The sequence below is a fragment of the Nostoc sp. JL31 genome (assembly GCF_017114965.1).
GTDB classification, from domain to species: Bacteria; Cyanobacteriota; Cyanobacteriia; order Cyanobacteriales; family Nostocaceae; genus Nostoc; species Nostoc punctiforme_A.
Map to the genome: position 1 here is coordinate 1 of NZ_JABXKO010000046.1, position 23,969 is coordinate 23,969.

Consider the following 23,969-nt stretch of genomic DNA (forward strand, 5'->3'; position numbering starts at 1 on the left):
AGTTTACTTTGACGCATTCATTGACCTTGCTACAATTCATATCTGGATTAACAAAATATTATTAGTGGGATAGGTTCATAGACAAATCCTCATTTACTAGTGAAGTACCAGCATCATTTGTGGTGTTTCTTGTCGCCCTTCCTCTTTGCATGGGTATTGCGATCGCTTCGGGACTTCCGCCATCTCGCGGCTTAGTTACAGGAATAGTAGGCGGAATTATTGTTGGTGCTGTTTCCGGTTCACCAATGCTTGTCAGTGGCCCTGCTGCTGGGCTGGCTGTGATTGTTGCAGAAATAGTTAAAGAATATGGCATTGAAATGGTTGGGCCAATTTTGCTGCTAGCGGGTTTAATTCAATTACTCGCAGGTATATTTAAACTTGGCCAGCTGTTTCGCGCCATGTCACCGGCTGTCATCTATGGAATGCTTGCAGGTATTGGGATATTAATCTTAGCTTCCCAATTTCACGTCATGCTAGACGACCAACCGCGTATACACGGCATTGAGAATTTAATTTCTATTCCCAACACCATTTACAAAGCTTTCTTTCCTATTGATGGTAGCGTTCATCATGTTGCAGCACTGATAGGTTTAATAACTATTATCAGTCTTCTGCTGTGGGAAAAATTTAAACCCAATAGTTTAAAGTTGATACCTGGTGCGCTTGTCGGCGTTGTAATTGCCACCGTCATTGCTACAGTGTATCGATTACCGATTCAGTATGTTGATGTACCTGCAAATCTGGCACAAGCAATTCAATTACCAACACTTGCCAGATTACCACGCCTAATTCAGGCACCAGTTTTGCTAGATGCGATCGTGATCGCATTTATTGCTAGTACAGAAAGTTTGCTTTCAGCCGTAGCAGTAGATCGACTGCATACCGGGACAAGAACCGATTTTGATCGTGAATTAACAGCCCAAGGAATTGGCAACATTATATGTGGGTTCTTGGGTGCTTTGCCGATGACAGGAGTGATAGCCCGCAGTTCTGTAAACGTAGAAGCTGGCGCTAAAACTAGATTATCAACAATGCTTCACGGTTTATGGCTGTTAATTTTAGTAATTGCAGCCCCAACCTTGCTGAAAATAATCCCTATTTCTAGTCTGGCAGCAATTCTAGTTGTTACTGGTTACAAACTAATCGAAGTAGAACATATTCGCCAGTTAAAGAAGTATGGACGTTTTCCTCTGGTGATATTTGCTGCCACTTTAATCGGGATTGTTGTTACTGACCTCATCACAGGTGTTTTAATTGGTATTCTGTTGACAGGAGTTTTACTAATTCACAAAATGTCCGTGCTGAATATCCAAATGATTAAGCACGAAAATAATCAGAGAATAGACATTTATTTACAAGGTGCGGCAACGTTTGTGAGGCTACCAAAATTAGCGAATATTTTAGAACTTGTGCCTCCAGGAAGTGAATTGCATGTTTATATGCAAGACTTGGCTTATATCGATCACTCTTGTTTAGACTTACTATCGGTGTGGGCAAAACAACAGCAACAAATGGGAAGCACCTTAACTATGCAATGGGATCGTCTGATAGATCGTAATCGCAACCCATTTCCTCTGTAAGACTGAATCTAGATTTTTTCTCACGAATCGGTAGCACAGATGTGCTAGCGATTCGTATTTTATGTAATCAGCCAGGGGTTAAGATAGGTTTTATATAGGGAATTTGGATTGAGTTGTGGCCGAATCAACCAAAAATATATGACAATTCTCAATGCTCATAATTTATCTTTAGAAGAAGTTCAGCGTCTGTTTAGCTTTGAAGAACAGTACAGTGATTCATTTTCTAATTACTTATCTTTGGAACCTCTCCTCGAAGTTGAACAACAAGAACTTCTGCAAATTAGAAATGACTTTCGACGCTACCTGACAGCCGGTAAAGTTTCTGAAGGTCAGGTAAAGTTTCTTGCAGTTGCGCCTTTACTAAGATTAGCTGGTTTTTATCGCTATCCGATCGAGATTCTTTTGGAGGAAAATATTGCTGATATTGAAGTTGAAGATGAAGATATCAGAATTAAAGGCAGATTTGATATTTTAGCTATTAGTAAAGCGAAACATACAAAACTTCAAAAATATTTTTGGGTACTGTTAATTGAATCTAAAAATAGTCAGATTGATATATCAACAGGTTTAACTCAGTTACTCACTTATGCTTATAAAAATTTAGATAATCAAAAATCAGTTTGGGGATTAGTGACTAATGGTAGAAGTTATCAATTTGTCTATATCGAACAAGGAAATCCCCCTATTTATTATCTGTTGCCAGAATTAAATTTAATGGAAAGAGAGCGTTCAAGTCAGTTGCTACAAGTTTTAAAAGCAATTTGTCAACTTTAAAAGTATTGATGATTAAGGCAACATACAAGCCAAGGTAAAAATTTATGACTCAAGCCATACCCAAACTAGTAAGCTTTGAAGATTTTGCAGCTTGGCGGCCCGAAGGCAGGAGATACGAATTACATAATGGTGCGATTGTTGAAATGCCTCAACCAACTGGTGAACATGAAGATGTTGTTGGCTTTATCGCTAGAAAACTAACAGTAGAATTTGACCGATTAAATTTACCTTATACAATTCCCAAAACTGCGCTGATAAAACCTTTTAATTCGGTATCAGCCTACTCTCCAGATGTGTTGATATTAAATCGTCCTAATTTAGTGAATGAGGCGCTATGGAAAAAAGAATCGACTGTATCATATCCGTCATCAATTCCCTTGGTAGTTGAGGTAGTTAGTACTAATTGGGATGATGACTACTACACAAAACAAGGCAAGTATGAGGCTATTGGAATTCCTGAATATTGGGTTGTAGATTATCTCGGTTTAGGCGCTAAAAAGTTCACTGGCAAACCGAAACAGCCTACTATGTCTATTATATCAATTAATCGATGATGAATACCAAGTTACTCAATTTAGAGGCACAGATCGCATCGTCTCGCCTACTTTCCCAGAATTGAATTTAACTGCCGAACAGATTGTTCAAGCTGGAGGTTTCCCAAGTACTTAAAATTACCGATAGAGCTTTTTATAACTTGTCTAATTACGAATTACGAATTAGCATGAGACTGCCTTGGGATGAATAGGAAGCAATAAAGTCTGAACTGATGAGCAACAGAAGGATGTCGACAGTGTTTAGATTATGTTTCTAGCTGATTTGCTTGAGAAGTAACGCCCTAAGTGCGATCGCAATACACTTGACCAAAGCTATGATCGGGATGAATCTCAATCACTAAATCAACCACTGTCGCATCTTTTACCAACGGCTTGATGAATAATTCCGGGTGAAGCGATCGCCAAAAATAATTGACAAATTGCTCTATCTCTGAATTACTCATTCCCGGTTTCCCCGCAGCAATCATCTGCTGTTCTGCCTGTTTACGCCACTCTAAAGAACATCGGTAATCGGTGGGATAAAGCACAATTAAACTGTCTAATCGCTCCCACAGCGGTAGATAATCGTGGAGGCGAAGATTGATCTCACGGGCAAATCCTCTATCTTCATCTGTGACAATTGGCGGTAGCGCAGTATCAAATAAATCAGGGTTAATTGGTCGCACACCCACAAACCAACCTTCAAATAGTACAATATCTACATCCGTCACCATTTCTGAATTAGTGCGATCGCCAGCACCTCCAAAAGCAGATTTATCAAAGCGGGGAAGCATGACTGGACTTTGCGATTGGCGAATTTGATCTAGTACATTTAAGCCTAAGTCTATATCATGGGTTCCTGGTGGGCCGCGCCAAATGAAGCGGGGATCTTGCTGTGTCAAAACCAAGCGATCGCTGTAAGTTTTATATAAGTCATCCAAAGATAAACTCACAGTCCTGTATCCCAACTGATTGACAACCAAACTGAGAACCTTTGACATTGTAGTTTTACCAGTGCCTTGTCCTCCCAATATTCCTTGAATCAGGGGACGTCCCAACTGTTGGCGCTGCGATGCTAGTTTGATCCCTAAAGGCAACCACAAGTCCCACAACACCTGTAACATTTCCTGGGGTTGTACTTGGAGAGTAGCTTGGCAGAATTCGCTAAAAGCTGGGAAGACAGATTTTAGTAAATGCGATCGCTTTTCGATCATTTCATCAACATTTTCCGGCGCGATCCCAAAAGCTTCTGCCCTTAACTTATCTACCAGTGCTGCTTCTCTTGCTTTCTGCTTCCAAGTTTCCCCCACCTCATTGGTTGCTAAAATTTCACCCAGCCACAAATTCATAATTTCCCCCTCTGCTCCTCAGCCCCTTTGCCTCTTCTCACGATCCCAGCTTAAAAGCTTCGAGAAACAGGCTGTAGATGAAACCAACTTTGAGGAGATTTAGTGAGTCTACCAAGAGCGATCGCCTATCCAAAAAGCTGCGACTATAAAATATCCGGCTGGTAATTTCCGTTAACAGTACTAAAAAAGCCGCTACCACAATATCCAATACACCTTCTTGCCCAGCGGTTGTGGAAACTGCGTTTCCCAGAAAAAAACCGAACAAAAAACTAATTATTAGCAACGATAGCCGTCGCCAAGGATTTAAAAACCATTGCCCAAAGCGTGTAGCAATGGCATCGAACAAGTTGTTGAGACGAGTGTTTTGCATCAAAAGGACTTCTGGGAAAAGTCAAGATATCTTGAAATATATCTATATTATTAATGTAAGAAGGATATTGGTTTTAACATCAGCTTGTTTGTTACTATTGTATATATCTACTGGAATTCCAGTGTTTATTCAAATTTGACCATTCTATCATCTTTAGAGAAATACAGTTTCTTAGAGGATGTTTGGAAACAAGAAATATTTAGTTTGATCCCCACGAGCAAGCCTTAAAAAATGGGAAAATGATTCAAAATTCTCCTTTTTAAAGGAAGTTAGTCCGTTAAGCGGGTTTCCTGAGTTGTATTCATGTATTGGAAGTAAGCTACTCGTAGCGTCTCCCAACAGAATAAGGGACTTGCGTAGATTTAGGAAAGAGGATCTCTAAGCACTTGCTACATCACCAGACACTTTCCCAACATCCTCTTAAAGTGCTTTTTATAGCATAAGATAAAATACACCACTTAGATTTATCTGACGTTTAGCAAAGGACGCCTTATTGAGGCTGCTAGCGGTTTCAGGAAACTTTTATTTTTTGTACACAAATCAATGGGCTAAATAGGTATCAAATTATATTGTATTTATCCATACTTACGGTCAAAGCCCAAAGTCATGGGTGTCTCGATTTCTTGTTTTTCAAACATCAAATGAATTATTCACTTCAAATGTTTTCTAATCAAAATGATATTGATAATACATTCGTTTTCCTAATTTTAGGCAAGTCTATATTCGGCTATTTTGTGTGATTACCTTTTGGGATAATAGGCTACTATTTGGTCAAGCCTAGACAAAATATTTATTTCTAATAACTATCAATATGAAATCTTCAGTGTATCGTAATGTCGGTATTACAGCTTCTTGCTTGGGACTGCTTGTTGCTCTGGTGGGATGCTTTGGAGTGAGCGTATCTTTTGAGCCTACAAACCCAGATACATCTTCAGAACTACCAACAGAAACTCAAGAGTGGCAGACAACTTCGGTTGTACCTGAAAAAGGTATTTCCGCTAGTTTATCTACTCCAGCACCTACCCCAACTAATCAAGTAGAACATAGCAGTAAACAGAAGACTTATCCTGTCTTGGCAGATCGTGATAAATCAGCAAGCATTGCCAAGGATCAAGGGACTTTGCGAATGAGCAATCAAACAAATCAGCCTGTGCGGCTGGTTCTACTGGCACGACAGTCAGTAGCAAAAGGGTCTAGTAAAAAACAGACTCACTATGATGTACCGGCACATTGGGATTTTGCTCCCCAAGAAGGTAGTGAGAAGGGACTGGTTCTATCCCTACCTCAGAATAATTTAAAGCTGGAGAAGGGAGATGTTTTAGTTGCTTTTGCCCAAGATGGTTCCCGCCGCTACTGGGGCCCTTATATTATTGGCGAAACTCAATTACCTAAGTGGAATTCCCAAAACAGAGAATGGCAACTTGTGCTGAGTCAATAAATATTGCTAAGTGGTAAATATTGAGTACAGAAGCAATTTTTGTAGAGTGGGCATTGTTTACCGTTTGCCCAAACCTTTATTTTTACATCCTTACCCTACAGTTGGTAAAGTGTTAGGTAATGGATAGAGGAAAATTGTTGAATTAAAAACTCTGAAGAACAAAAGATAGATAACCAACGACTATTGATTAGTGATTGTTGACTATTGACTAAATGAGAATGAAATTGAGTGTTAAGCACACTGTTGATCGGTGGTTCAACAAAATAGCAAAAAATCCAGCCCTGAGTGTAACTGTGTCGATTTTGTGGTTGATGGTGGTTGGCTGGGTGGCTTTTGGGTGGAATTTGGGCAACATTGGCTTAATTGATGAGACAGAGCCGCTCTTTGCCGAAGCTTCCCGCCAGATGTTCGTGACAGGTGATTGGATTACCCCATTTTTCAATGGTGACACTCGTTTCGATAAACCTGCTTTAATTTATTGGTGTCAGGCGATCGCATATCATCTGATTGGCGTGAACGAATGGGCAGTACGCCTTCCTTCCGCGATCGCAGCATTCGGCTTAGTTTGTTTAGCTTTTTACACCATCCAGTGGTATTTGGCTAAACAAGACGAATTAGAGCAAGTTTCACGTCCTACTCGTCGCTACTTAACATCTTTTATAGCAGCCGCGCTCATGGCACTCAATCCCGAAACTATTATTTGGGCGAGAACGGGTGTCTCTGATATGTTGCTCACCGGATGCATGGCATCGGCTTTGTTATGTTTCTTTCTAGGGTACGCAGGGAAGGAAGGGAGCAGGGGAGCAGAATTAATAACCAATGCCCAATCCCCAATGCCCCATGCCCTATTCCCTAATAAGTGGTACTTAGCTTTTTATGTGCTGATTGCTGGCGCAATTTTGACTAAAGGGCCAGTGGGAATTGTTTTGCCGGGGCTAATTGTTGCCGCCTTTTTGCTTTACGTGGGTAAAGTGCGAGAGGTGTTGCGGGAAATGCACCTTCTCGTAGGTATATTGATAATTCTCGCTTTGTCAGTGCCCTGGTATGCTTTAGTAATTTGGCGCAATGGCTGGAATTACATTAACTCCTTTTTTGGTTATCACAACCTGGAACGCTTTACAGAAGTAGTTAATGGTCACTCAGCACCTTGGTATTTTTACTTTTTAGTTGTGCTGTTGGGTTTTGCACCATACTCAGTTTATTTACCAGCTTCTATAATCAGACTAAAGTTTTGGCAGCGATCGCATTGGCGATCCCTTGAACGTTTTCAGCAATTTGGTTTATTTGCCTGGTTCTGGTTTGCTAGCATCTTTGCCTTTTTTAGCATTGCTGTCACTAAACTCCCTAGCTACGTATTGCCTTTAATGCCAGCAGCAGCAATCCTGGTAGCCTTGTTGTGGAGCGACCTTTTTTCAGATACAGAGACACGGCAAACAATTCCTGTTTCCCCCTCTCCCACTCCCCCCATCTCTACGTCTTTGCTGCGAATTAGTGGTTGGGTGAATGTAGTATTTTTATCAGTTCTAGCAACAGCACTGCTCAACATAACCCACATATTAGGTACCGATCCAGCGATCAGTAACTTCCACGAACTAATTCAACAATCTGGTTTACCAGTAATCGCGGGTATAATTTGGCTAGTTTCTGCTGTTTTGGTTGCGGCTTTATTATTGAGTCGCCGCTGGAACTACATTATCGGTATTAATTTCATTGGGTTTGTGGCGTTTGTAATTTTTGTCTTAACGCCTGCTTCGTTCTTTATCGATCGAGAACGTCAATTACCCTTAAGGGAATTGTCTGCGGTCATTTTAGAAGCAAAACAACCAAACGAAGAATTGATCATGCTTGGCTTCAAAAAGCCTAGTGTGGTATTTTACAGCCACATCCACGTAAATTATTTAAAATTTCCCCAAGAGGCTGTAGAGCATATTAAAAACCAGGCTGCTAAAGGACTAAAACCTTCCTCAGTGCTGCTGTTGGCCGAACAGAAAAAGTTTTTACAAATGGACTTACAGCCAGATGATTACAAGAATTTATCAACCAAGGGTGCTTATAACTTGGTTAGAGTTCCTTTTAAGAAAATGAAAAAGGAAAAAATAGACATATCATAAATTGTCATTAGTCATTAGTCATTAGTCCTTTGAGAATAAGTAATGACCGATGACTAATGACCCCATTAACATTTGTCTTTGTAACCGTTGACAGCTAAAGCTTGATTGATCTGGCTTAATAGGTCTTCCATTGATATCGATCGCGGTAATATTTGGGTAGCGATCGCACCAACAACAGTTTCTATCGATTCCAAACCATTCTTTTTGTGCTTGTTAATTTCCTGATAAGCTACCCCATTCTGAAAACTGGTTTCTGAGCGATTTAATCGCTGATTTAGTACCAAAATTGGTGGCAACTTTAAAGGCGAATCTCCTAATGTTTTCAGTGCTTTGAGTAGATCTTTGTGGATAGACGTTTCTCCTAAACAAATTAGCAATAAGTCAACGCTTTCGTGGCGAATTTGTTGCAACACTTCTGCCCAACAAGGACTCATCGCAGCTTTGAAGCCTGCTGTTTGCAGGTATTGAATTAAAGCTTGGAACCACTCAGAACCCCGTTCAGCAGTTTCACTACTAATTGAGCAATTTTTTTCTGTCCGATAACCCTTAGCTGGCTTACGTCTTACCTGGGGGAAATCCCGCAGCATTGTTAAATCCACTACTAAGATGTTGGGAGGGCAGCAAATACCAGAAGCAATTTCTAGTACTGATAATAAAGCATCTGTTTTCTCGGTGCGACTGCTGTTATCTTTCGCAAATGGTGTTAAGTAAGGAAATACAGATAACCCTGGTATTTTAGAAGCGATTAAGGTCGTTGCAACATCGCAAGTAACCAGTGGTATAGCTGCTAAACGGGGATGTCCAATTAGTTGTTGCAAATAAATTTGGGCGGTGGTACTTTCTACATCTAGCAAAATGACATCAAACTGCCATACTCGCGCCAAAAGTTCTGCCTGATCTAAGTCATCTACTTCAATCACCCGATGTTCTCGGAGTGAAGGGTGGGGATTGACCGATTCTAACTGGGGATTCACCAAGCGGAGAATTCGCAGTGGAGTTTTAGTTAGGATAATTGCACTATTATTTAACCCTATCTGCCCAATTGCTTGTGCAGTACATAATTTTTCTAGAACTGGTGCTAAGACCTGATGCTCTACTGGCAAACTTAAGAAACCATCGGCTCGGTTAGCAAATGCTTGCTCCTTTTCGGCTCCCGTCGCAGTGACAATTACAGATATATGACGGGTTGCGGTGTCAGATTTTAGTAAAGTCAGTACATCCCAGCCTGATAGCAGGGGTAGCAACGGATTTAAAAATATCGCTATTGGTTGCAAGCGCCGCGCTTTTTCGACTGCTTCTGTGCCCGATCGCGCAATCACTACCCGATATCCTAAACCTTTGAGTTGTTCGGTCAAGTCTTCAATATATCGGGCTACTGCCTCGACTACCAAGACCAACCGTTGCGAACTCGCGAGATGATGCTGTATGGGCGTACTAACTTGCTGACGAGCAGCGGTGAGATTTTCCCGTGTCGGTTGGTATCGTGTCTCCTCGTCTTCTCTGATTCCCATATCTGGTTCCGAAAAGCCTGTTTTCGGGGGACTGGGCGGCAGAAGTAGTGTAAACTGGCTACCTTTACCTTCACGCGATAAGAAGCTGACATCTCCTCCGTGGAGGCGAGCCAAGGCGCGAGTTAATACCAGCCCCAAACCAGTGCCTTCAAATTGGCGGGTGAGGGGATTTTCTAGTTGTTGGAATTTTTGAAAGATTAAGTGTTGCTGGTGTTCGGGAATGCCAATGCCTGTATCCCAAATTGTAAACGCAATCCATCCTTCCCAACGACTCACCCGCAGCCCAATTTCGCCCGATATTTCGGTGAATTTAAAGGCGTTGGAAAGTAGGTGTACTAGCATCTGGCGTAAGCGCAATTCGTCTGCCACCATCTGATCTAAACCTAGTTCAATGGAAAGACAGAATTGAGGAGCAGATGAACGAGCATTTGGAGGTGGTGAGGCAGATGTCGCTTTGGTGGTTTGAGTGTGGATAGCTTTAGCTTCCGATAGGGCGCGATCGCACACAGCCTGAATTTTCACCGGAGTCAGCGTCAACTCCATTTGTCCCGTCTCCATCCGCGTCAAATCTAAAATGTCATTTACCACACTCATCAGGTGGCGTCCGCTTTGATGAATCAGTCCCGCATAACGGGCTTGACGCTCGTTAAGTTCTCCCAACTGCTGATCTACGAGCAAGCGCGATAATCCCAAAACGGCAGTTAGAGGAGTTTTGAGTTCATGACTAATACAAGCTAAAAATTCGTCTTTTAACCGATTTAGTTGAATTAAATCGGCATTCTTCGCTGCTAGTTCTTTACAAAGCTGCTGCTGTTCTGTGACATCAGTAGCTAAAACCAACCACAAATCAGTGCTGAGTGCAATCTCCTCTTCAGCACTCATAACTTTAAACTCAGGACTATCTAAGGGAATTTTGGCAAACTGCCAGATTCGCTCTTGACCATTTTGTACTTCAACAACGCAGGTACAAGTACCCACCTGACTATCCAAATAGCATCGGCTGTATACAGCATCACCTGATGCTTCTGGTTGAGTCAGTTCTTCTTCACCACCATGCTTATTCTCCCGACTATTGGGATGAACGTTGATTGCAGGTTGGCTGACATATTCTGCTATTTCGGAGCGGTTAGGGACAAGTATTGCCTCCACTTGTTGCCTAACTCCTTCGGGATCTTTCAAGGTTCCTAGTTGCTGCCACCAGGCGGGATTTCGCGCTACCACCTCGCCAGTACCGGTTTGCAACATCAAAGGCCAAGGCAGTCTTTCTAGCAAGTGTACTAATGGCTGATGTCCTAGCGACTTGGGTTCATTTGACCCACCATCATACTCATGACGATGTTCACTAGACGATCTGGGAGTGCCTGAACTTTCTAACCCACCCAGACGTTCTTTAGCCAGCGATCGCAACAGGCGCGAACTATCCAGTAGCCCCAAATATCGACCATCAGAGTCAATCAGTGCCCAATCTAAGTTTTGGGGTTTTTCAACTTGTGAATCGCACCAGCGCAAGCTTAATCGCTCTACACGCTCCGAAGCTGATATTGTCTGTATTGGCTCAATTAGACCTTGACCCCAGGTAGAGAGCGATTGTTGTAAATTTAGATTTTTATCGTCACTATGTGCTAATAATTTTGGGATTAAACGAGCAGAATACAGCAATCCGATGGGGCATTGCTGTTGATTTACTACTACCAAGCGATCGCACTGCTCTTGCTCAAAAATCTCTAACACCACTGCCAGAGAACTTGTTTGGGGGCAGCTAGGTACGGTTGCCTGAAAGTCATAAAGCGGGTAATCTAGCATTAACATAGGGATTTTGGGGTCATTCTTCCTGTGGAACCCTCCGGCATTTCCATCTGCCAGTTGATGGTCTTTTCGCCTGAAGTCATATCCTTTAAGAAGACTCATATAAGCAACTCTGGTTATTTCAACGCCATTAAAACAACGGGATTTTCCCTAACGGACACGGGAATTGCAAACGAGTGCATTTTTCCAAGAGGCGACGTTTTTCATTTCTAGCAACTAGCCTCTCCAGTGTCTTACTGGTATTTAAACTCCTCATCGATAGCGACGGCTAAAACAATTATGGCCCCAAAGATTCGCTTTAGAACCTTGAGGAATTATAATGATTTGGAATGCGACAATCCTTTAAGTTCGTTTAAGTATCTTATCAAGGAGCAAAATCAAAAAATCTATCTATTTATATACATAGATATGAAAATCATGAGTTAATTACTGTGTCTTGCTATGCCGACAGATACTTCATCATCAAAGACCTACTAAGTTCTACCAGTTAGTTGCTGCACTAGATTCTCAAGTGCATAGCAGTATCTGCTCGCATAGAGCGTTATTTTGGGGTATCACCAGTTTACTACATACGCAGTATTCCCCTACAAGCGTTAGCCAAACTTATCAGCCCGTGTTTCTTGGACAGGGCGATCGAGGAGATATATTCAAGAATAGATGTTATTACCGATATTGATTCTGCAATCTAATGTTAATAAATGCTTAAATAATCCAGTTGACTTAGGCAACCTAAAAGGTTTGAGTGCGTGGGTGGGGAAATTAATGGACGCAATTATTGCCCAATTTTTCTCCTTACCTGTTGCTGCAACAACCTCTGGAACAATCAACTATTTACCAAGTTGGCCGCCACTAAATCCCAGTAAGGCATACACTAGCAAGTACGTTTATGTATTTGCCAGTCAGATGCAAAAAAGCCAACAGCACTTTCAGGAGATGACTCCAGCAGAAAAACAAGGATTATTAAGACAGCTTAAATTAGATTATAGCCTGATTCTTATAGATTATTTTACCACAGACAAAACACTCAAAGATAAAATTGATAAATTTATCAATACTATATTTTATGCTAATATTCCTGTGCCCCAAATAATCGAAATTCACATGGAGGTAATTGAAGAATTTTCTAACCAGCTAAAATTAGAAGGCAGGAGCAATGAAACGTTACTTGATTATCGCCTAACATTAATCGATATCTTGGCTCACTTGTGCGAAGTTTATAGGAGTTCAATTTCTAAATAAATTAAGTTTATCGCTGTATATTTAACTTTGAACACACTATTGCTGTTAGTTACTCTCAATGCGCGAACGCATCTTGCTATTTTTATGCTCATGACTAGCTATTAACTATATGATTAAAGCCAGAAAAACCTACGTTCTCAAGCTTTACGTAGCAGGAAATACCCCGAACTCAGTCCGGGCATTAAAAACACTTAAAGATATTTTAGAGCAGGAGTTTGAAGGTGTTTATGCTTTAAAAGTGATCGATGTATTGAAAAGTCCCCAACTGGCGGAAGAAGATAAAATATTGGCAACGCCAACACTATCTAAAATTTTACCTCCACCCGTTCGCAAAATTATTGGGGATCTTTCAGATAGAGAAAGAGTGTTGATTGGATTGGATTTACTCTATGAAGAACTGAGTGAAGAAGATTTTGAAGAGTAAATTTTTAATCATCAGTAATAAAAAACAGGTTTTAATATCCTTTTGTTATCAAGCAATGAGTGAAAACGAGCTAGTAGAACCAAAACAACCACCGATAATTAGGGGCGTAGAAAAAATTCGGACGATGATCGAAGGGTTTGATGATATTAGTCATGGTGGTTTACCAATTGGTAGAACTACTTTGATTAGTGGTACATCTGGCACAGGCAAAACCTTATTCTCTCTTCAATTTCTCTATAATGGGATTACCTACTTTGATGAACCAGGAGTATTTGTAACCTTTGAGGAATCACCGAGCGATATTATTAAAAATGCCAATATTTTTGGTTGGAACTTGCCCCGCTTAATCGAAGAAGGCAAGTTGTTTATTCTTGATGCATCTCCCGATCCAGAAGGTCAAGATATAGTTGGAAATTTTGACCTTTCTGCACTCATTGAGCGCTTGCAATATGCCATCCGCAAATACAAAGCTAAACGAGTTTCAATCGACTCAATAACAGCAGTATTTCAGCAGTATGAAGCGATGGGAGTAGTGCGGCGCGAAATTTTCCGCCTGGTAGCACGTCTCAAACTACTGAGTGTCACCACTGTAATTACCACTGAACGTAGTGAAGAATATGGGCCCGTTGCCTCTTTCGGAGTGGAAGAATTTGTTTCCGATAACGTAGTAATTGTTCGCAACGTTTTAGAAGGAGAACGCCGCCGCCGCACCATTGAAATTCTCAAATTGCGCGGCACAACTCACATGAAAGGCGAGTATCCTTTCACAATTACTAATGAAGGAGTTAACATCTTCCCACTCGGAGCAATGCGCTTGACTCAACGTTCTTCTAATGTCAGGGTATCTTCTGGTGTCAAAACCTTAGATGAAATGTGCGGTGGTGGTTTCTTTAAAGATTCAATTATTTTAGCAACAGGAGCTACAGGTACTGGCAAAACTCTATTAGTAAGTAAATTTATTCAAGATGGCTGCCTCAATGGAGAACAGGCGATATTATTTGCTTATGAAGAATCACGCGCTCAACTATCTCGTAATGCTTCCTCTTGGGGAATTGATTTTGAAGAATTAGAAGATCAAGGTTTACTCAAAATCATCTGTACCTATCCTGAATCAACTGGTTTAGAAGACCACTTACAAATTATTAAATCAGAAATTGCTATTTTCAAACCCGCTCGGATTGCTATTGACTCTCTATCAGCATTAGCGAGAGGAGTTACGAATAATGCATTTCGGCAGTTTGTAATTGGGGTGACAGGTTATGCTAAACAAGAAGAAATTACTGGTTTCTTTACCAACACAACCGACCAATTTCTGGGAGCGCATTCGATTACTGACTCTCATATTTCCACGATTACCGATACAATTCTGATGTTACAGTACGTAGAAATTCGTGGAGAAATGTCGCGGGCAATTAACGTATTCAAAATGCGCGGGTCTTGGCATGATAAGGGCATTCGTGAGTATAATATTACTGCTGACGGGCCCGAAATTAAAGATTCTTTCCGAAACTACGAACGGATTATCAGCGGTGCTCCTACTCGCGTTAGTATCGATGAAAAGGCGGAACTTTCTCGCATTGTTAGACGTTTTGAAGACAAACAGAGTTCCGAACCCTAAATTTAGTATCGTAGTATATTCTTTCCTAAGTTTAGTATCGTGCTATATTCTGTGGTGAAGAAAGGTTTTCTGCCGCTAGATTGATTTTCGTGTGAGGGATGCGGTGAAAGGACAGCAATTATTTTATAGCTTCTTACCTGGTGTAACGGCAGCAGTTTTAACAACTCAGCCTGCTTGGGCTGGTACTGCGAAACTAACTGGGATACAACTGGCATCTTCTCCTAGTGTTTTGACTTCTACTTATGGTCAAGGCTTGGTTGTGGATACCATGAATAGGCAACTGTCTAACAGCGCAAATGTTAGTGTTCCAACCCTAGTACCTGCTTTGGGTTTTACTAAACTTAGTGTGAAACCTTTAAGTAATAACAGTATTCCCGTATTTACGGCTGAAAATACTGTTGTGCCAATAAAACAACTACTTAAGAAAGATAAAGGTAGATTTTTCAGTTTGACACCTACCTCTAATCCTTCCCAAGCTCAAAAGAACCAAAAACAGAGTAATTCAAGTGCTTCTGGGCAGAAATTAAAGAAGATAGTAGTTCCCAACTACACTTCAAAACCCCTTTCTGTCCAGAAAGGAATTTTGTCCCTGTCTTCTGCACAGCAGCCAGTGGTTCAAAAGAAAAATACTGTTACTCAGTTGCAAACATTTTTACAAACTTCAGCTACAGGTGCAGGAGCAGCAAAACTGTTGTCAGCGCAGAGGTATCCACAGGAGTTGAGCAAAAGCAAAACTGACTGCTTGGCTGTGCTACTAACTTCAAGCACCTGTTTACGACAAAATGCTATTGGTCGCTTGGCTCAGAGTAATACCACGATTCCGACAGATTCGACGCCAATCACTGCGCCAGGAACTGTAACTCCTGCACCAGAGAGTTCGACGCCAACTTTCACTGCTCCAGAGGGTTCGACGCCAACTCTAATTACGCCAGGAACCGTAACTCCTGCACCAGGGGGTTCGGTGCAACCTGCTACTGTGCCAGGAACCGTAACTCCTGTGCCGTCAGGTCCGGTGCAAATTCCAGAGAACCTGATTCCTAACTCAAATCCCCTACAATTTCCCACCAAAGCAGAGGAAGTGAGACTTCAGGAAAATCAGCCGATTACTTTGGCACAGGCTCTGGAGTTAGCACGGCGTAACAATCACGATCTACAGGTGTCTTTATTGGAGCTAGAACGCAATCGAGCGGCTCTACGCGAGGCGCAAGCTGCTTTATTGCCCACTCTGGGAGTTAGCACGGATCTTACTCGTAGTCAGTCTGCTAGCAGTCAGCTTCAGGATGAAGTAAACGGGCGAAATGGCTTACTGTCTAACCAAGATCAACCCAGTACATCTTTTTCCGGTCAAGCACAACTTTCATATAACCTTTATACTTCTGGGAGAGTGCAAGCTAGCATCAAAGCGGCTGAAGAACAAGTACGTTTCAACGAGTTGGCTGTAGAAACTCAGTCTGAGACAATCCGTTTGAATGTTGCCACAGACTACTACAATTTGCAACAAGCAGATGAACAAGTACGGATTGCCCAATCGGCTGTGCAGAACTCTGAAGCTAGTTTACGTGATGCAGAAGCTTTAGAGCGAGCTGGGGTTGGTACGCGGTTCGATGTGTTGCGATCGCAGGTGAATTTAGCAAATGCCCAACAAAATTTAACTAATGCTAGATCCCAACAGTCAATTTCCCGTCGTCAATTAGCAACTCGGATCAGTTTGCCGCAAGCAATAAATATCAGTGCCGCTGACCCTGTACAATTAGCTGGTCTTTGGAACCCAACCCTAGAACAAAGTATTGTGTTGGCTTATCAAAATCGTCCAGAATTGCAACAGCAGTTGGCACAACGTAATATTAGCGAGCAACAGCGTAGGCAAGCTCTTGCGGAACTGGGGCCTCAAGTTAGTTTGGTCGCTAGCTATGACCTGCTAGACCAGTTCGATGATAATGTCAGCGTTACTGATGGTTATTCATTCGGAGTTAGGGCAACCCTAAATTTGTATGATGGGGGAGCCGCTAGAGCAAGAGCAGATCAGTCCAAAGCTAATATTGCGATCGCAGAAACTCAATTTGCTGAACAGCGCAACCAAATTCGCTTTCAGGTAGAACAAGCCTATTCTACCCAGCAATCTAGTTTGGAGAATGTTCAAACCGCTAATACCGCTTTAGAACAAGCCAGGGAAGCTCTACGTTTAGCGCGTTTGCGATTCCAAGCTGGTGTAGGTACTCAAACTGATGTGATTAACTCTGAAAATGACCTCACCCAAGCTGAAGGTAATCGAGTCACAGCAATTTTGGATTACAACCGCGCTTTAGCTCAGTTACAACGATCTGTTACTCTCAGAGCATTCCGCTAATTAGCTGAAACTCAACTGAATCAATACTTTTGACTGCTGTTGTGTTTTGTAATGCACTTTGCACCTGCTATTAGGGCATTACAGAGTTCAGTAGGTTTATGATAAAAAGCTAGCTAAAAGCCTTGTTTATTCAGTAAAAACACTGAATAAATGAGGCTTTTTAGTCCAAAAGGCAGTATTTTGAATAAATTGTTATTTTTTAGAAATCCTTTCGCGATCGCTAAAGGATAAGAGTCTACTATATCTAGTCCGAGAATTTTACTCCCCTTCTTCCAGTAACAAAAGTTTTTCCGCTCCTCTTAAAAGCTGTTTACAGACGCGCTCGCTTCCGTTATGGATGGAAGAAACAAGTCAAATCCTCTTTCCTTCTGCCTTCTGCCTCCTGCCTTGTTTCTTTAAAGAGGGTTAGGGAGAGGTAGTAGAGAAGGAGTTATTTTTGTGAGGTCTATATTGGACTTAACAGAGAAGCGCTATAGTCAAATTTGGACTAACATAACTGAGTGTTCGATCGCTTGCCTTGTCAAAGACTCATGACTAAAGTAACATCTCAAGAAATTGCACAGTTTCGCTCTCAATTGGCAGACGATCCTAGCGATATGGAAGCGCTGGATTTAATTGAAGACTGTGATGGAGATTTGGAAGATGCAGCGATGACGCTAGCTATCCGAGCAGGACAACAACCAGAAAGAGCAAATTCCGAGTGGTTAGATGCCTTGGCGAGAAAATGGCGTGTCGTCATTTGCGAACAAGAATATCGAGAAGATTTGCTTAATACTTCTCTTCAGAAGATGATGGAACGTTTAAAAACAACGCCAACATTTCCTAAGATTTTGGCAACGCCAGTTTTGCTATACGTCCTCAAGCAAGGCGTAAACAATTTTTGTGAGCCACTAGATTTGTTAAAATAATCCTCCCGTCCCGCATTTAGGCAGCAGGGAGAAAGAGTTAGAGACAAATCGTTTGTATCAAGTATTTCATGAAATGGTATAAGTCTTGGAGTAATCCAGATGTGTGCTTCTAGTCATACGAGGTTCAATCGACCAGGACTGATACGCTGTTAATTAAGGCAAAACTTCTATTAGACAAATTGTAAAATCAATGAATTACCTTGTTGCCGTATTACCAGACCGCATTCAAGCCGAAGCTGCTTACTTAGCTTTAGAAAAAGAAGGCATTGACAGCACTATTTTGGGGAGGGGGTATAAAACGGCTGACGAGTTTGGCTTAATTGACCCCAAAGACCAAGCTAAAAAACAAGCAAAACAGATGGCAACCTGGCTGATACCATTTGGCTTTTTTGCAGGTTTTACATTCAGCCTGATTACTGGTTTAGATACTTTTGCTTGGGCGGGTGAAGTTGGCAATCACATTGTTGGCGGACTGCTGGGTGCTGCTAGTGGTGCAATGGGCGGTGTGTTTGTCGGTGGCGGAGTCGGTTTACTTATAGGTGGTGGTGATGCTTTACCTTATCGCAACCGCTTAGATGCAGGTAAATATTTAGTAGCTGTTCAAGGTTCTGAAACTCTGACTCGCCAAGCAACCAAAATATTACGTCAGTTTGATCCAGAAAATATCCAAGGTTATGCCGACACAAATACTGTGTATTGAATAAATCATAGTTTACAGATCGCAACACAGCGGCTTGAGTTACTTTCCTATTCTTTGGAGATGGCGTAAGCCGCTGCGATCGCAAACAAATCCCCAGTAGAAAAGCTAACCTAATCTGGACAGGGACTGTAGAAATGGGAATTAAAGCTAGAATCAGGATAGTTATAGCAGATTAATTCTCAATTCATAACTCATAATTTTTAAGAATGTTGCCACGAGAAGAACTTTTAAAAGGTGTTGAAAATCGAGATAGTGTCGCTCGTGCAATCGATCAAGCGGAGCAAGCGATCAAAACTTGGGAAGTAGTTTTGACAGATTTTCTATCTCCCCCAGAATTGGCAGAAATTCAACGGGTGTTTAACCGATTAACAGAAGTGCAATTGGTGGCATGGGGTGGATATCCGCAGGCTGAACGTCAAAGAATAGCGATCGCTCGTTCGGAACTTCCGTTAGATCAATCTCAAGTCAGCCTTGTAGCTGTAGAAATTGCAGGTAATTTCCTGTTTGATACCGCCTCTCACCGCGACTTTTTAGGCGCAATGTTGGGGACGGGAATTGTTCGTGAAAAGACGGGAGATGTGATTGTCTTAGGAGAACGAGGGGCGCAAGCGATTGTTGCACCAGAGTTGGTGGAATTTTTGTCAATGAGCCTCAAACAGGTGCGATCGGTTCCTGTGAAAACTCAGCAGATTGAGCTAACTGAATTAAAGGTTCGGGAACCCAAGAAAAAAGAATTAACTACTGTGGAGGCTTCTTTAAGATTAGATGCGATCGCATCTGCTGGTTTTGGTATGTCCCGCAGCAAAATGGTTGATTTCATCGATGCTGGTGATGTCCGCGTCAATTGGAAGGAAGTTACCCAAGCTAGTTCTCAAGTCAAATCAGGCGACTTAATCGCCATTCGCTCTAAAGGGCGTTTAGAAGTTGGGGAAATCGCCGTTACAAAAAAAGAGCGTTACCGAGTTCAATTAACAAGGTATATGTAATAAGTTAGGAGTGAAAAGTTAGGAGTGAGGAGTTTTAAATACATCAGTTTATTTAACTTTAAACTCCAAACCCCTAAACTCCTAACTCCTAAATAGATACCTAATACTTAGGCTTTAAAGCGTTTCGCTAACATATTCAGTAGAAGTTTGCGCGGTACAAGCCGAGATAATTTGCTTCTAATTTGAGTGGTACTATCAGAGCTAATAACAGTTGGATAGCCTTTTTCTAAAGCTTCTAAAGATTCCCAAACCACTTTTTCGGAAGAATAGACTTTATCTGTACTGCCTGCCAGCGCTGGAGGAAAATTAGCTTCTGCAAAAAAGTTTGTTTCTATTGGCCCTGGACAAGTGACTAAAATACGGACACCATACTGATAATTTTCTGCCCATAATGCTTCACTAAAGCTGAGAATAAAAGCTTTACTAGCAGCATAAACAGAAAGGTATGGTATTGGTTGAAATGCGGTAATAGAGGATACGTTAATAATACTTCCAGAACGACGTTGCCGCATCAATGGTAGAAATTTGTGGGTTAAATCTACTAATGCCAAAATGTTTAATTGTACGATTTTAACTTGTTTTTCTCCATCCCCTTCAGCAAAGTCGCCATAGGAACCAAAACCAGCATTATTGATTAATAAATCAATGTTTAATCCCTTTGCCTTTGTGGCATCAAATACACTAGCAGCTGCATTAGGTTCTGTGAGGTCTTTTACTACAACGTCTACTTGAATTTTGTGTTGTTCTTGTAGTTGTTTAGCTAATTTGCTTAGTTTATCTTCAGAACGAGCAACGAGTACAAGATTTGTTTTACGTGCAGCTAGTTCTTGAGCAAAGGCTTTACCAATACCACTAGAAGCACCAGTAATTAAAGCAGTTGGCATTCTACATATTCAGATAGTTTTTAAGCACTTATAAATCTTAGCTATGCTGACTAAAAGTTTTAACTACCCAAAGTGATATATCCAAAAGGGTAAAACCAGCACTTAGTACTATGAAATCTGAGTGAAGGCTTGCTCCACTCAGAACTTCTCCTGACCTAAAACTTGACTTGTAGAAACTATATTAATTCTCCAAATATACCGATATGGGAGATTCTTAAATCTTCTTCATCTGTATATTGAATAGACGAGTCGATTTTTTCTGGTAATTCTACGTCCTTGCGCGACCACTCAAATACAAATTTAGAGTCCAAATGCTTAAGATTAGAAAATATCTGCTTCCATTGGCTTCGTCGAATTCGATTTCCCCATCTTGATTGTAATTCTCTCGAATAGGCTTCCTGTTGATAAATAAAGAACTCAAATGGTCTTTCTTTTGTATCTCTGTGATCTAGTAAATCAATCAGATGAAACATAAAGCCATCATCTGAGAGGCTACTTACAAGATTTTCTAAAAGTGGCACAACATCATCAATTGGGACATGCTCTAACACAGATTTAGAGAATATAAAATCTATTTTTTCTTTACTCGGCACTTTTTGAGCCAAATTAATTGGAGCAATGTATTCTATGCCCAAGTCTTGTAAAACTTCTACAGATAAATTTTTTAATGAAAGCAGTTTTTTTAAACGTAAGCGGATAATATCCCGATCTTCAAATGTAGATAGACTATCTAAGATACTCCAATCTACAGAATTACACACGGCTTTAAAAATATTTTCGGGTTGTAATAACGGGCAAATATCCGTTGCATAAACCTTTTTTGCTCCAAGAAGGTAAAATACTAACGAATGAGTAAGTAACCATCCACTTCCAATTTCAAGACAAACTTTATCACGTAATACATATTTTTCTTTGCCAGACTGAAGCAGATATATAGCAACTTCATTAGCACAAATATCAAGCCTTTTGCCTGTAAGAGCTAGCCTACTGGAATGCGTTCTATTATATAAACCTTGATACAGATCGGATGATCTAACCATCGATTTGATGCGTTCATCAAGGAGATTCCTTACTATATTTTTCATTTGGTAGACCTCTATTACTGAATTTAGTGTGAAAAAAACACAACATTATTAACTGTACCAGTAAGATAAATTTCTGTATGACATATAGGTATTTTTTATTAGACTGCCTTGAAAATAGGAAATAGGAAACAGGGAACGCAAAGAAGTATTTTCATTGTTCCTTGTGAGTTCCACTCATGGAGTCTCTTGCACAAATGCACAATTTGCCTGCGGTATCTTGCTACATCCCCCAACCCCTTTTCCCAATTTTGGGAGAGGGATTTAGTATGAGGGCTTTTGATTCATGTAAGAAGTTTATTAAGTCAGATATTACAAATAATGATTTTTTCATGGCGATTCAAATGCATTTTGAATTGCTAATCACCATTTTTCAGACCAGTAGATAATTTCTGAGGTGGAACTATTAATAGCAACGCCGTAGCTATCTCCATGATTCCACTTAAAGCCAGTTCTACCTTTGTCATCTGTATTTAATACCAATATTTCATAAGTAGCTGGAAAAGATTCTGTAGGAGAGTCACTAGTATAGAAGAAAGTTGTCGGCACACCGTTAGGTTGATTTATATGGTCGTTTGTGTTACCACCTATATATTTGTGCTTGGCACTATTTCTGTATTGTGAAAGTAATTTTTCTATCTTCTTTGGTGGCTCTTTCAGCCTAATTTGAAAAAAACTACTTTCTTGCAAAACTTTGGGAGAGTAAGCAATACGAACATCTTTAGCATCAGGGGGAATTTCATTAGGAAAATGTTTTACTTGGTCATTTTCAGACCATAGTTGATTACGAATTTCTTTGTAGCGTGATGTATCAGTTATGATTTTAGGCTCGCTAGTACTGCTAAAAGTTGTTCTCAGAAAAAAGCTCCCCCCGACAATACTAAGACTAGCAAGGGCTAATAGAAATTGCGATCGCTTCATCAAGTTGGGTGTGTCTAACTTTCATAGTCATATACCCAACTAATAAACTAAATTCGTACTATTGCGGATATCGAATCAGAGATATTAACAGAAACTTTGTGTATTCAGAGGAAAATGGGGATAATTGTAAAATTAATGTGAAGTTGGTCAATGATTACCTAGTCAAATACCGTAGACGATCCTCATTGAGGCTAGTACTACCGTTGTAGCTAAGTAAATCAATTCCACAGTCGTCCATTTTTTTTCAATTCTTCCTGATGCAGCAATAACTAAAGCGGATATATAAATAGTAGATGCACCTTAATTAAATCACAGCCTTCAGCTTTTAGTTGAGGGCTTTTTTTATTGCTAATACTTTTTTATTCGGGAATAAAATAAATTTTTTCAAAAGTCTAATTTGCCCGGATATGGCGATAAATAAAGCGGATTAATAAATGGTAGATGCACCTTAATTAAATCATAGCCCTCAGCTTTTAGTTGAAGGCTTTTTTATTGCTGATATTTTTTCGGAAATAAAATAAATTTGTTTAAAAGTCTAATTTGCCCGGATATGGCAATAAAGAAAGTGGATTAATAAATGGTAGATGCACCTTAATTAAATCATAGCCCTCAGCTTTTAGTTGAAGGCTTTTTTATTGCTGATACTTTTTTTATTCATAAATAAAATAAATTTGCTAAAAAGTCTAATTTGCCCGGATATGGCAATAAATAAAGCGGATTAATAAATGGTAGATGCACCCTAAAAAATTACAGCCCTCAGCCAAAAGCTGGAGGCTTTTATTATTTCAATATCGATGGCAGCAAACTGGGAGCTAACCACAATGCATAACCAATAAATCCAAATAGCAAAGTGATTAGGGCAGTAATGCCGTAGCTGATGCAAATTAATAAACCATCAGATTCGATCGTGGCAACAGTCAAAAGTAAAATACCAATAGTCGGGATAGGATTTGTAAACGGGATTGGTAATATTAGTAATACTGTTAATAAAGAGATACAAAACCCATTAATTCGCCAAATTAAAGGATTATGAGCTATTTTTGGTAATCGGGGACGGGCAATTTTCTGGAAAACTTTGGTAAGCCGTCCCAAATTTTGCAAAATTAACTGGGCGAAGGAACGAGGAAATTTGTAGTTAGCGATTCTTTTTGGTAGCCAAGGCGATCGCCTTCCTAAAAGCATTTGCACTGACAACAGTAAACAAGCACCACCAAATGGGCCAGTTAACCCCGGTGGCATAGGAAGTAAAAAAGGCAAAACTAATAATGTGATTACCAGGCTGAAGCCCCGTTCTGAGGTTTCTGTGAGAATATCACCTAGAGTCAGAGGTTGTTCAGCTAGGCGTTGCAACAGGGACTTTATATCTTGAGAAAATCTCAGATGCATTT

General features: G+C 40.6%; 18 protein-coding genes and 1 pseudogene. 12 read left to right on the top strand and 7 right to left on the bottom strand.

Annotation, left to right across the window (positions count from 1 at the left end; translation table 11 throughout):
- The first annotated feature begins 77 nt into the window (after positions 1-77).
- From HWQ43_RS10880 to HWQ43_RS10890, 3 genes and pseudogenes are all read left to right on the top strand, one after another.
- Positions 78-1,580, top strand: coding sequence for a SulP family inorganic anion transporter (locus HWQ43_RS10880; RefSeq protein ID WP_292733022.1), 1,503 nt, complete (start codon positions 78-80; stop codon positions 1,578-1,580).
- A gap of 138 nt (positions 1,581-1,718) precedes the next feature.
- The gene (locus tag HWQ43_RS10885; RefSeq protein WP_292732918.1) at positions 1,719-2,354 is read left to right on the top strand and encodes a restriction endonuclease subunit R; all 636 of its coding nucleotides are present in this window, start codon (positions 1,719-1,721) and stop codon (positions 2,352-2,354) included.
- 44 nt (positions 2,355-2,398) lie between these two features.
- Positions 2,399-3,023 (top strand): annotated as a pseudogene (locus HWQ43_RS10890) (Uma2 family endonuclease).
- Between the two features lie 166 nt (positions 3,024-3,189).
- On the opposite strand, the gene HWQ43_RS10895 reads toward HWQ43_RS10890, so the two are convergent.
- Complete coding sequence (locus tag HWQ43_RS10895) at positions 3,190-4,236, bottom strand: glycerate kinase (protein WP_292732920.1); 1,047 nt, start codon at positions 4,234-4,236, stop codon at positions 3,190-3,192.
- 37 nt (positions 4,237-4,273) lie between these two features.
- The gene (locus HWQ43_RS10900) at positions 4,274-4,606 is read right to left on the bottom strand and encodes a DUF565 domain-containing protein (RefSeq protein WP_292732922.1); all 333 of its coding nucleotides are present in this window, start codon (positions 4,604-4,606) and stop codon (positions 4,274-4,276) included.
- An 811-nt stretch (positions 4,607-5,417) separates the two neighbouring features.
- Between HWQ43_RS10900 and HWQ43_RS10905 the strand changes: the two genes are divergently transcribed.
- Positions 5,418-6,044, top strand: coding sequence for a hypothetical protein (locus HWQ43_RS10905; RefSeq protein WP_292732925.1), 627 nt, complete (start codon positions 5,418-5,420; stop codon positions 6,042-6,044).
- 212 nt (positions 6,045-6,256) lie between these two features.
- Complete coding sequence (locus HWQ43_RS10910) at positions 6,257-8,155, top strand: glycosyltransferase family 39 protein (protein WP_292732927.1); 1,899 nt, start codon at positions 6,257-6,259, stop codon at positions 8,153-8,155.
- A 65-nt stretch (positions 8,156-8,220) separates the two neighbouring features.
- On the opposite strand, the gene HWQ43_RS10915 is transcribed toward HWQ43_RS10910, so the two are convergent.
- Positions 8,221-11,475 carry a hybrid sensor histidine kinase/response regulator gene (locus HWQ43_RS10915; protein WP_292733024.1) on the bottom strand — a complete coding sequence of 1,085 codons (3,255 nt, stop codon included), beginning with the start codon at positions 11,473-11,475 and terminating at the stop codon, positions 8,221-8,223.
- 654 nt (positions 11,476-12,129) lie between these two features.
- Here HWQ43_RS10915 and HWQ43_RS10920 point away from each other — a divergent pair.
- From HWQ43_RS10920 to HWQ43_RS10950, 7 genes are all read left to right on the top strand, one after another.
- Entirely contained in the window at positions 12,130-12,711 is a 582-nt protein-coding gene (locus HWQ43_RS10920; RefSeq protein WP_292732929.1) for a KaiA family protein, read from the top strand.
- A gap of 109 nt (positions 12,712-12,820) precedes the next feature.
- Entirely contained in the window at positions 12,821-13,135 is a 315-nt protein-coding gene (kaiB, locus tag HWQ43_RS10925) for a circadian clock protein KaiB (RefSeq protein WP_069069132.1), read from the top strand.
- A gap of 55 nt (positions 13,136-13,190) precedes the next feature.
- Positions 13,191-14,753 carry a circadian clock protein KaiC gene (kaiC, locus tag HWQ43_RS10930; RefSeq protein WP_292732932.1) on the top strand — a complete coding sequence of 521 codons (1,563 nt, stop codon included), beginning with the start codon at positions 13,191-13,193 and terminating at the stop codon, positions 14,751-14,753.
- 103 nt (positions 14,754-14,856) lie between these two features.
- Positions 14,857-17,100 carry a TolC family protein gene (locus tag HWQ43_RS10935; RefSeq protein ID WP_292732934.1) on the top strand — a complete coding sequence of 748 codons (2,244 nt, stop codon included), beginning with the start codon at positions 14,857-14,859 and terminating at the stop codon, positions 17,098-17,100.
- A 530-nt stretch (positions 17,101-17,630) separates the two neighbouring features.
- A complete protein-coding gene (locus tag HWQ43_RS10940; RefSeq protein WP_292732936.1) occupies positions 17,631-18,008 on the top strand; it encodes a hypothetical protein in 378 nt (125 codons plus the stop codon).
- 190 nt (positions 18,009-18,198) lie between these two features.
- The gene (locus HWQ43_RS10945; RefSeq protein ID WP_292732938.1) at positions 18,199-18,708 is read left to right on the top strand and encodes a hypothetical protein; all 510 of its coding nucleotides are present in this window, start codon (positions 18,199-18,201) and stop codon (positions 18,706-18,708) included.
- Between the two features lie 206 nt (positions 18,709-18,914).
- A complete protein-coding gene (locus HWQ43_RS10950; protein WP_104909074.1) occupies positions 18,915-19,694 on the top strand; it encodes a photosystem II S4 domain protein in 780 nt (259 codons plus the stop codon).
- 107 nt (positions 19,695-19,801) lie between these two features.
- Here the strand turns inward: HWQ43_RS10950 and HWQ43_RS10955 are convergent, their stop codons facing one another.
- The 4 genes from HWQ43_RS10955 to HWQ43_RS10970 form a co-directional block, all read right to left on the bottom strand.
- The gene (locus HWQ43_RS10955) at positions 19,802-20,578 is read right to left on the bottom strand and encodes an SDR family oxidoreductase (protein ID WP_292732940.1); all 777 of its coding nucleotides are present in this window, start codon (positions 20,576-20,578) and stop codon (positions 19,802-19,804) included.
- Between the two features lie 176 nt (positions 20,579-20,754).
- A complete protein-coding gene (locus HWQ43_RS10960; RefSeq protein WP_292732942.1) occupies positions 20,755-21,663 on the bottom strand; it encodes a hypothetical protein in 909 nt (302 codons plus the stop codon).
- 360 nt (positions 21,664-22,023) lie between these two features.
- Positions 22,024-22,581 carry a hypothetical protein gene (locus HWQ43_RS10965; RefSeq protein ID WP_292732943.1) on the bottom strand — a complete coding sequence of 186 codons (558 nt, stop codon included), beginning with the start codon at positions 22,579-22,581 and terminating at the stop codon, positions 22,024-22,026.
- A gap of 780 nt (positions 22,582-23,361) precedes the next feature.
- Positions 23,362-23,967: an exopolysaccharide biosynthesis protein gene (locus HWQ43_RS10970; protein WP_292732945.1), complete on the bottom strand. Its 606-nt coding sequence runs from the start codon at positions 23,965-23,967 to the stop codon at positions 23,362-23,364.
- Positions 23,968-23,969: the final 2 nt, after the last annotated feature.

Excerpts from the sequence above, each read along its gene's own strand:
- HWQ43_RS10885 (WP_292732918.1), top strand. The coding sequence starts at position 1,719 with ATGACAATTCTCAATGCTCATAATTTATCTTTAGAAGAAGTTCAGCGT.
- HWQ43_RS10895 (WP_292732920.1), bottom strand. The coding sequence starts at position 4,236 with ATGAATTTGTGGCTGGGTGAAATTTTAGCAACCAATGAGGTGGGGGAA.
- HWQ43_RS10900 (WP_292732922.1), bottom strand. The coding sequence starts at position 4,606 with ATGCAAAACACTCGTCTCAACAACTTGTTCGATGCCATTGCTACACGC.
- HWQ43_RS10905 (WP_292732925.1), top strand. The coding sequence starts at position 5,418 with ATGAAATCTTCAGTGTATCGTAATGTCGGTATTACAGCTTCTTGCTTG.
- HWQ43_RS10910 (WP_292732927.1), top strand. The coding sequence starts at position 6,257 with ATGAGAATGAAATTGAGTGTTAAGCACACTGTTGATCGGTGGTTCAAC.
- HWQ43_RS10915 (WP_292733024.1), bottom strand. The coding sequence starts at position 11,475 with ATGTTAATGCTAGATTACCCGCTTTATGACTTTCAGGCAACCGTACCT.
- HWQ43_RS10920 (WP_292732929.1), top strand. The coding sequence starts at position 12,130 with ATGTTATTACCGATATTGATTCTGCAATCTAATGTTAATAAATGCTTA.
- kaiB (WP_069069132.1), top strand. The coding sequence starts at position 12,821 with ATGATTAAAGCCAGAAAAACCTACGTTCTCAAGCTTTACGTAGCAGGA.
- kaiC (WP_292732932.1), top strand. The coding sequence starts at position 13,191 with ATGAGTGAAAACGAGCTAGTAGAACCAAAACAACCACCGATAATTAGG.
- HWQ43_RS10940 (WP_292732936.1), top strand. The coding sequence starts at position 17,631 with ATGACTAAAGTAACATCTCAAGAAATTGCACAGTTTCGCTCTCAATTG.
- HWQ43_RS10945 (WP_292732938.1), top strand. The coding sequence starts at position 18,199 with ATGAATTACCTTGTTGCCGTATTACCAGACCGCATTCAAGCCGAAGCT.
- HWQ43_RS10950 (WP_104909074.1), top strand. The coding sequence starts at position 18,915 with ATGTTGCCACGAGAAGAACTTTTAAAAGGTGTTGAAAATCGAGATAGT.
- HWQ43_RS10955 (WP_292732940.1), bottom strand. The coding sequence starts at position 20,578 with ATGCCAACTGCTTTAATTACTGGTGCTTCTAGTGGTATTGGTAAAGCC.
- HWQ43_RS10960 (WP_292732942.1), bottom strand. The coding sequence starts at position 21,663 with ATGAAAAATATAGTAAGGAATCTCCTTGATGAACGCATCAAATCGATG.
- HWQ43_RS10965 (WP_292732943.1), bottom strand. The coding sequence starts at position 22,581 with ATGAAGCGATCGCAATTTCTATTAGCCCTTGCTAGTCTTAGTATTGTC.
- HWQ43_RS10970 (WP_292732945.1), bottom strand. The coding sequence starts at position 23,967 with ATGCATCTGAGATTTTCTCAAGATATAAAGTCCCTGTTGCAACGCCTA.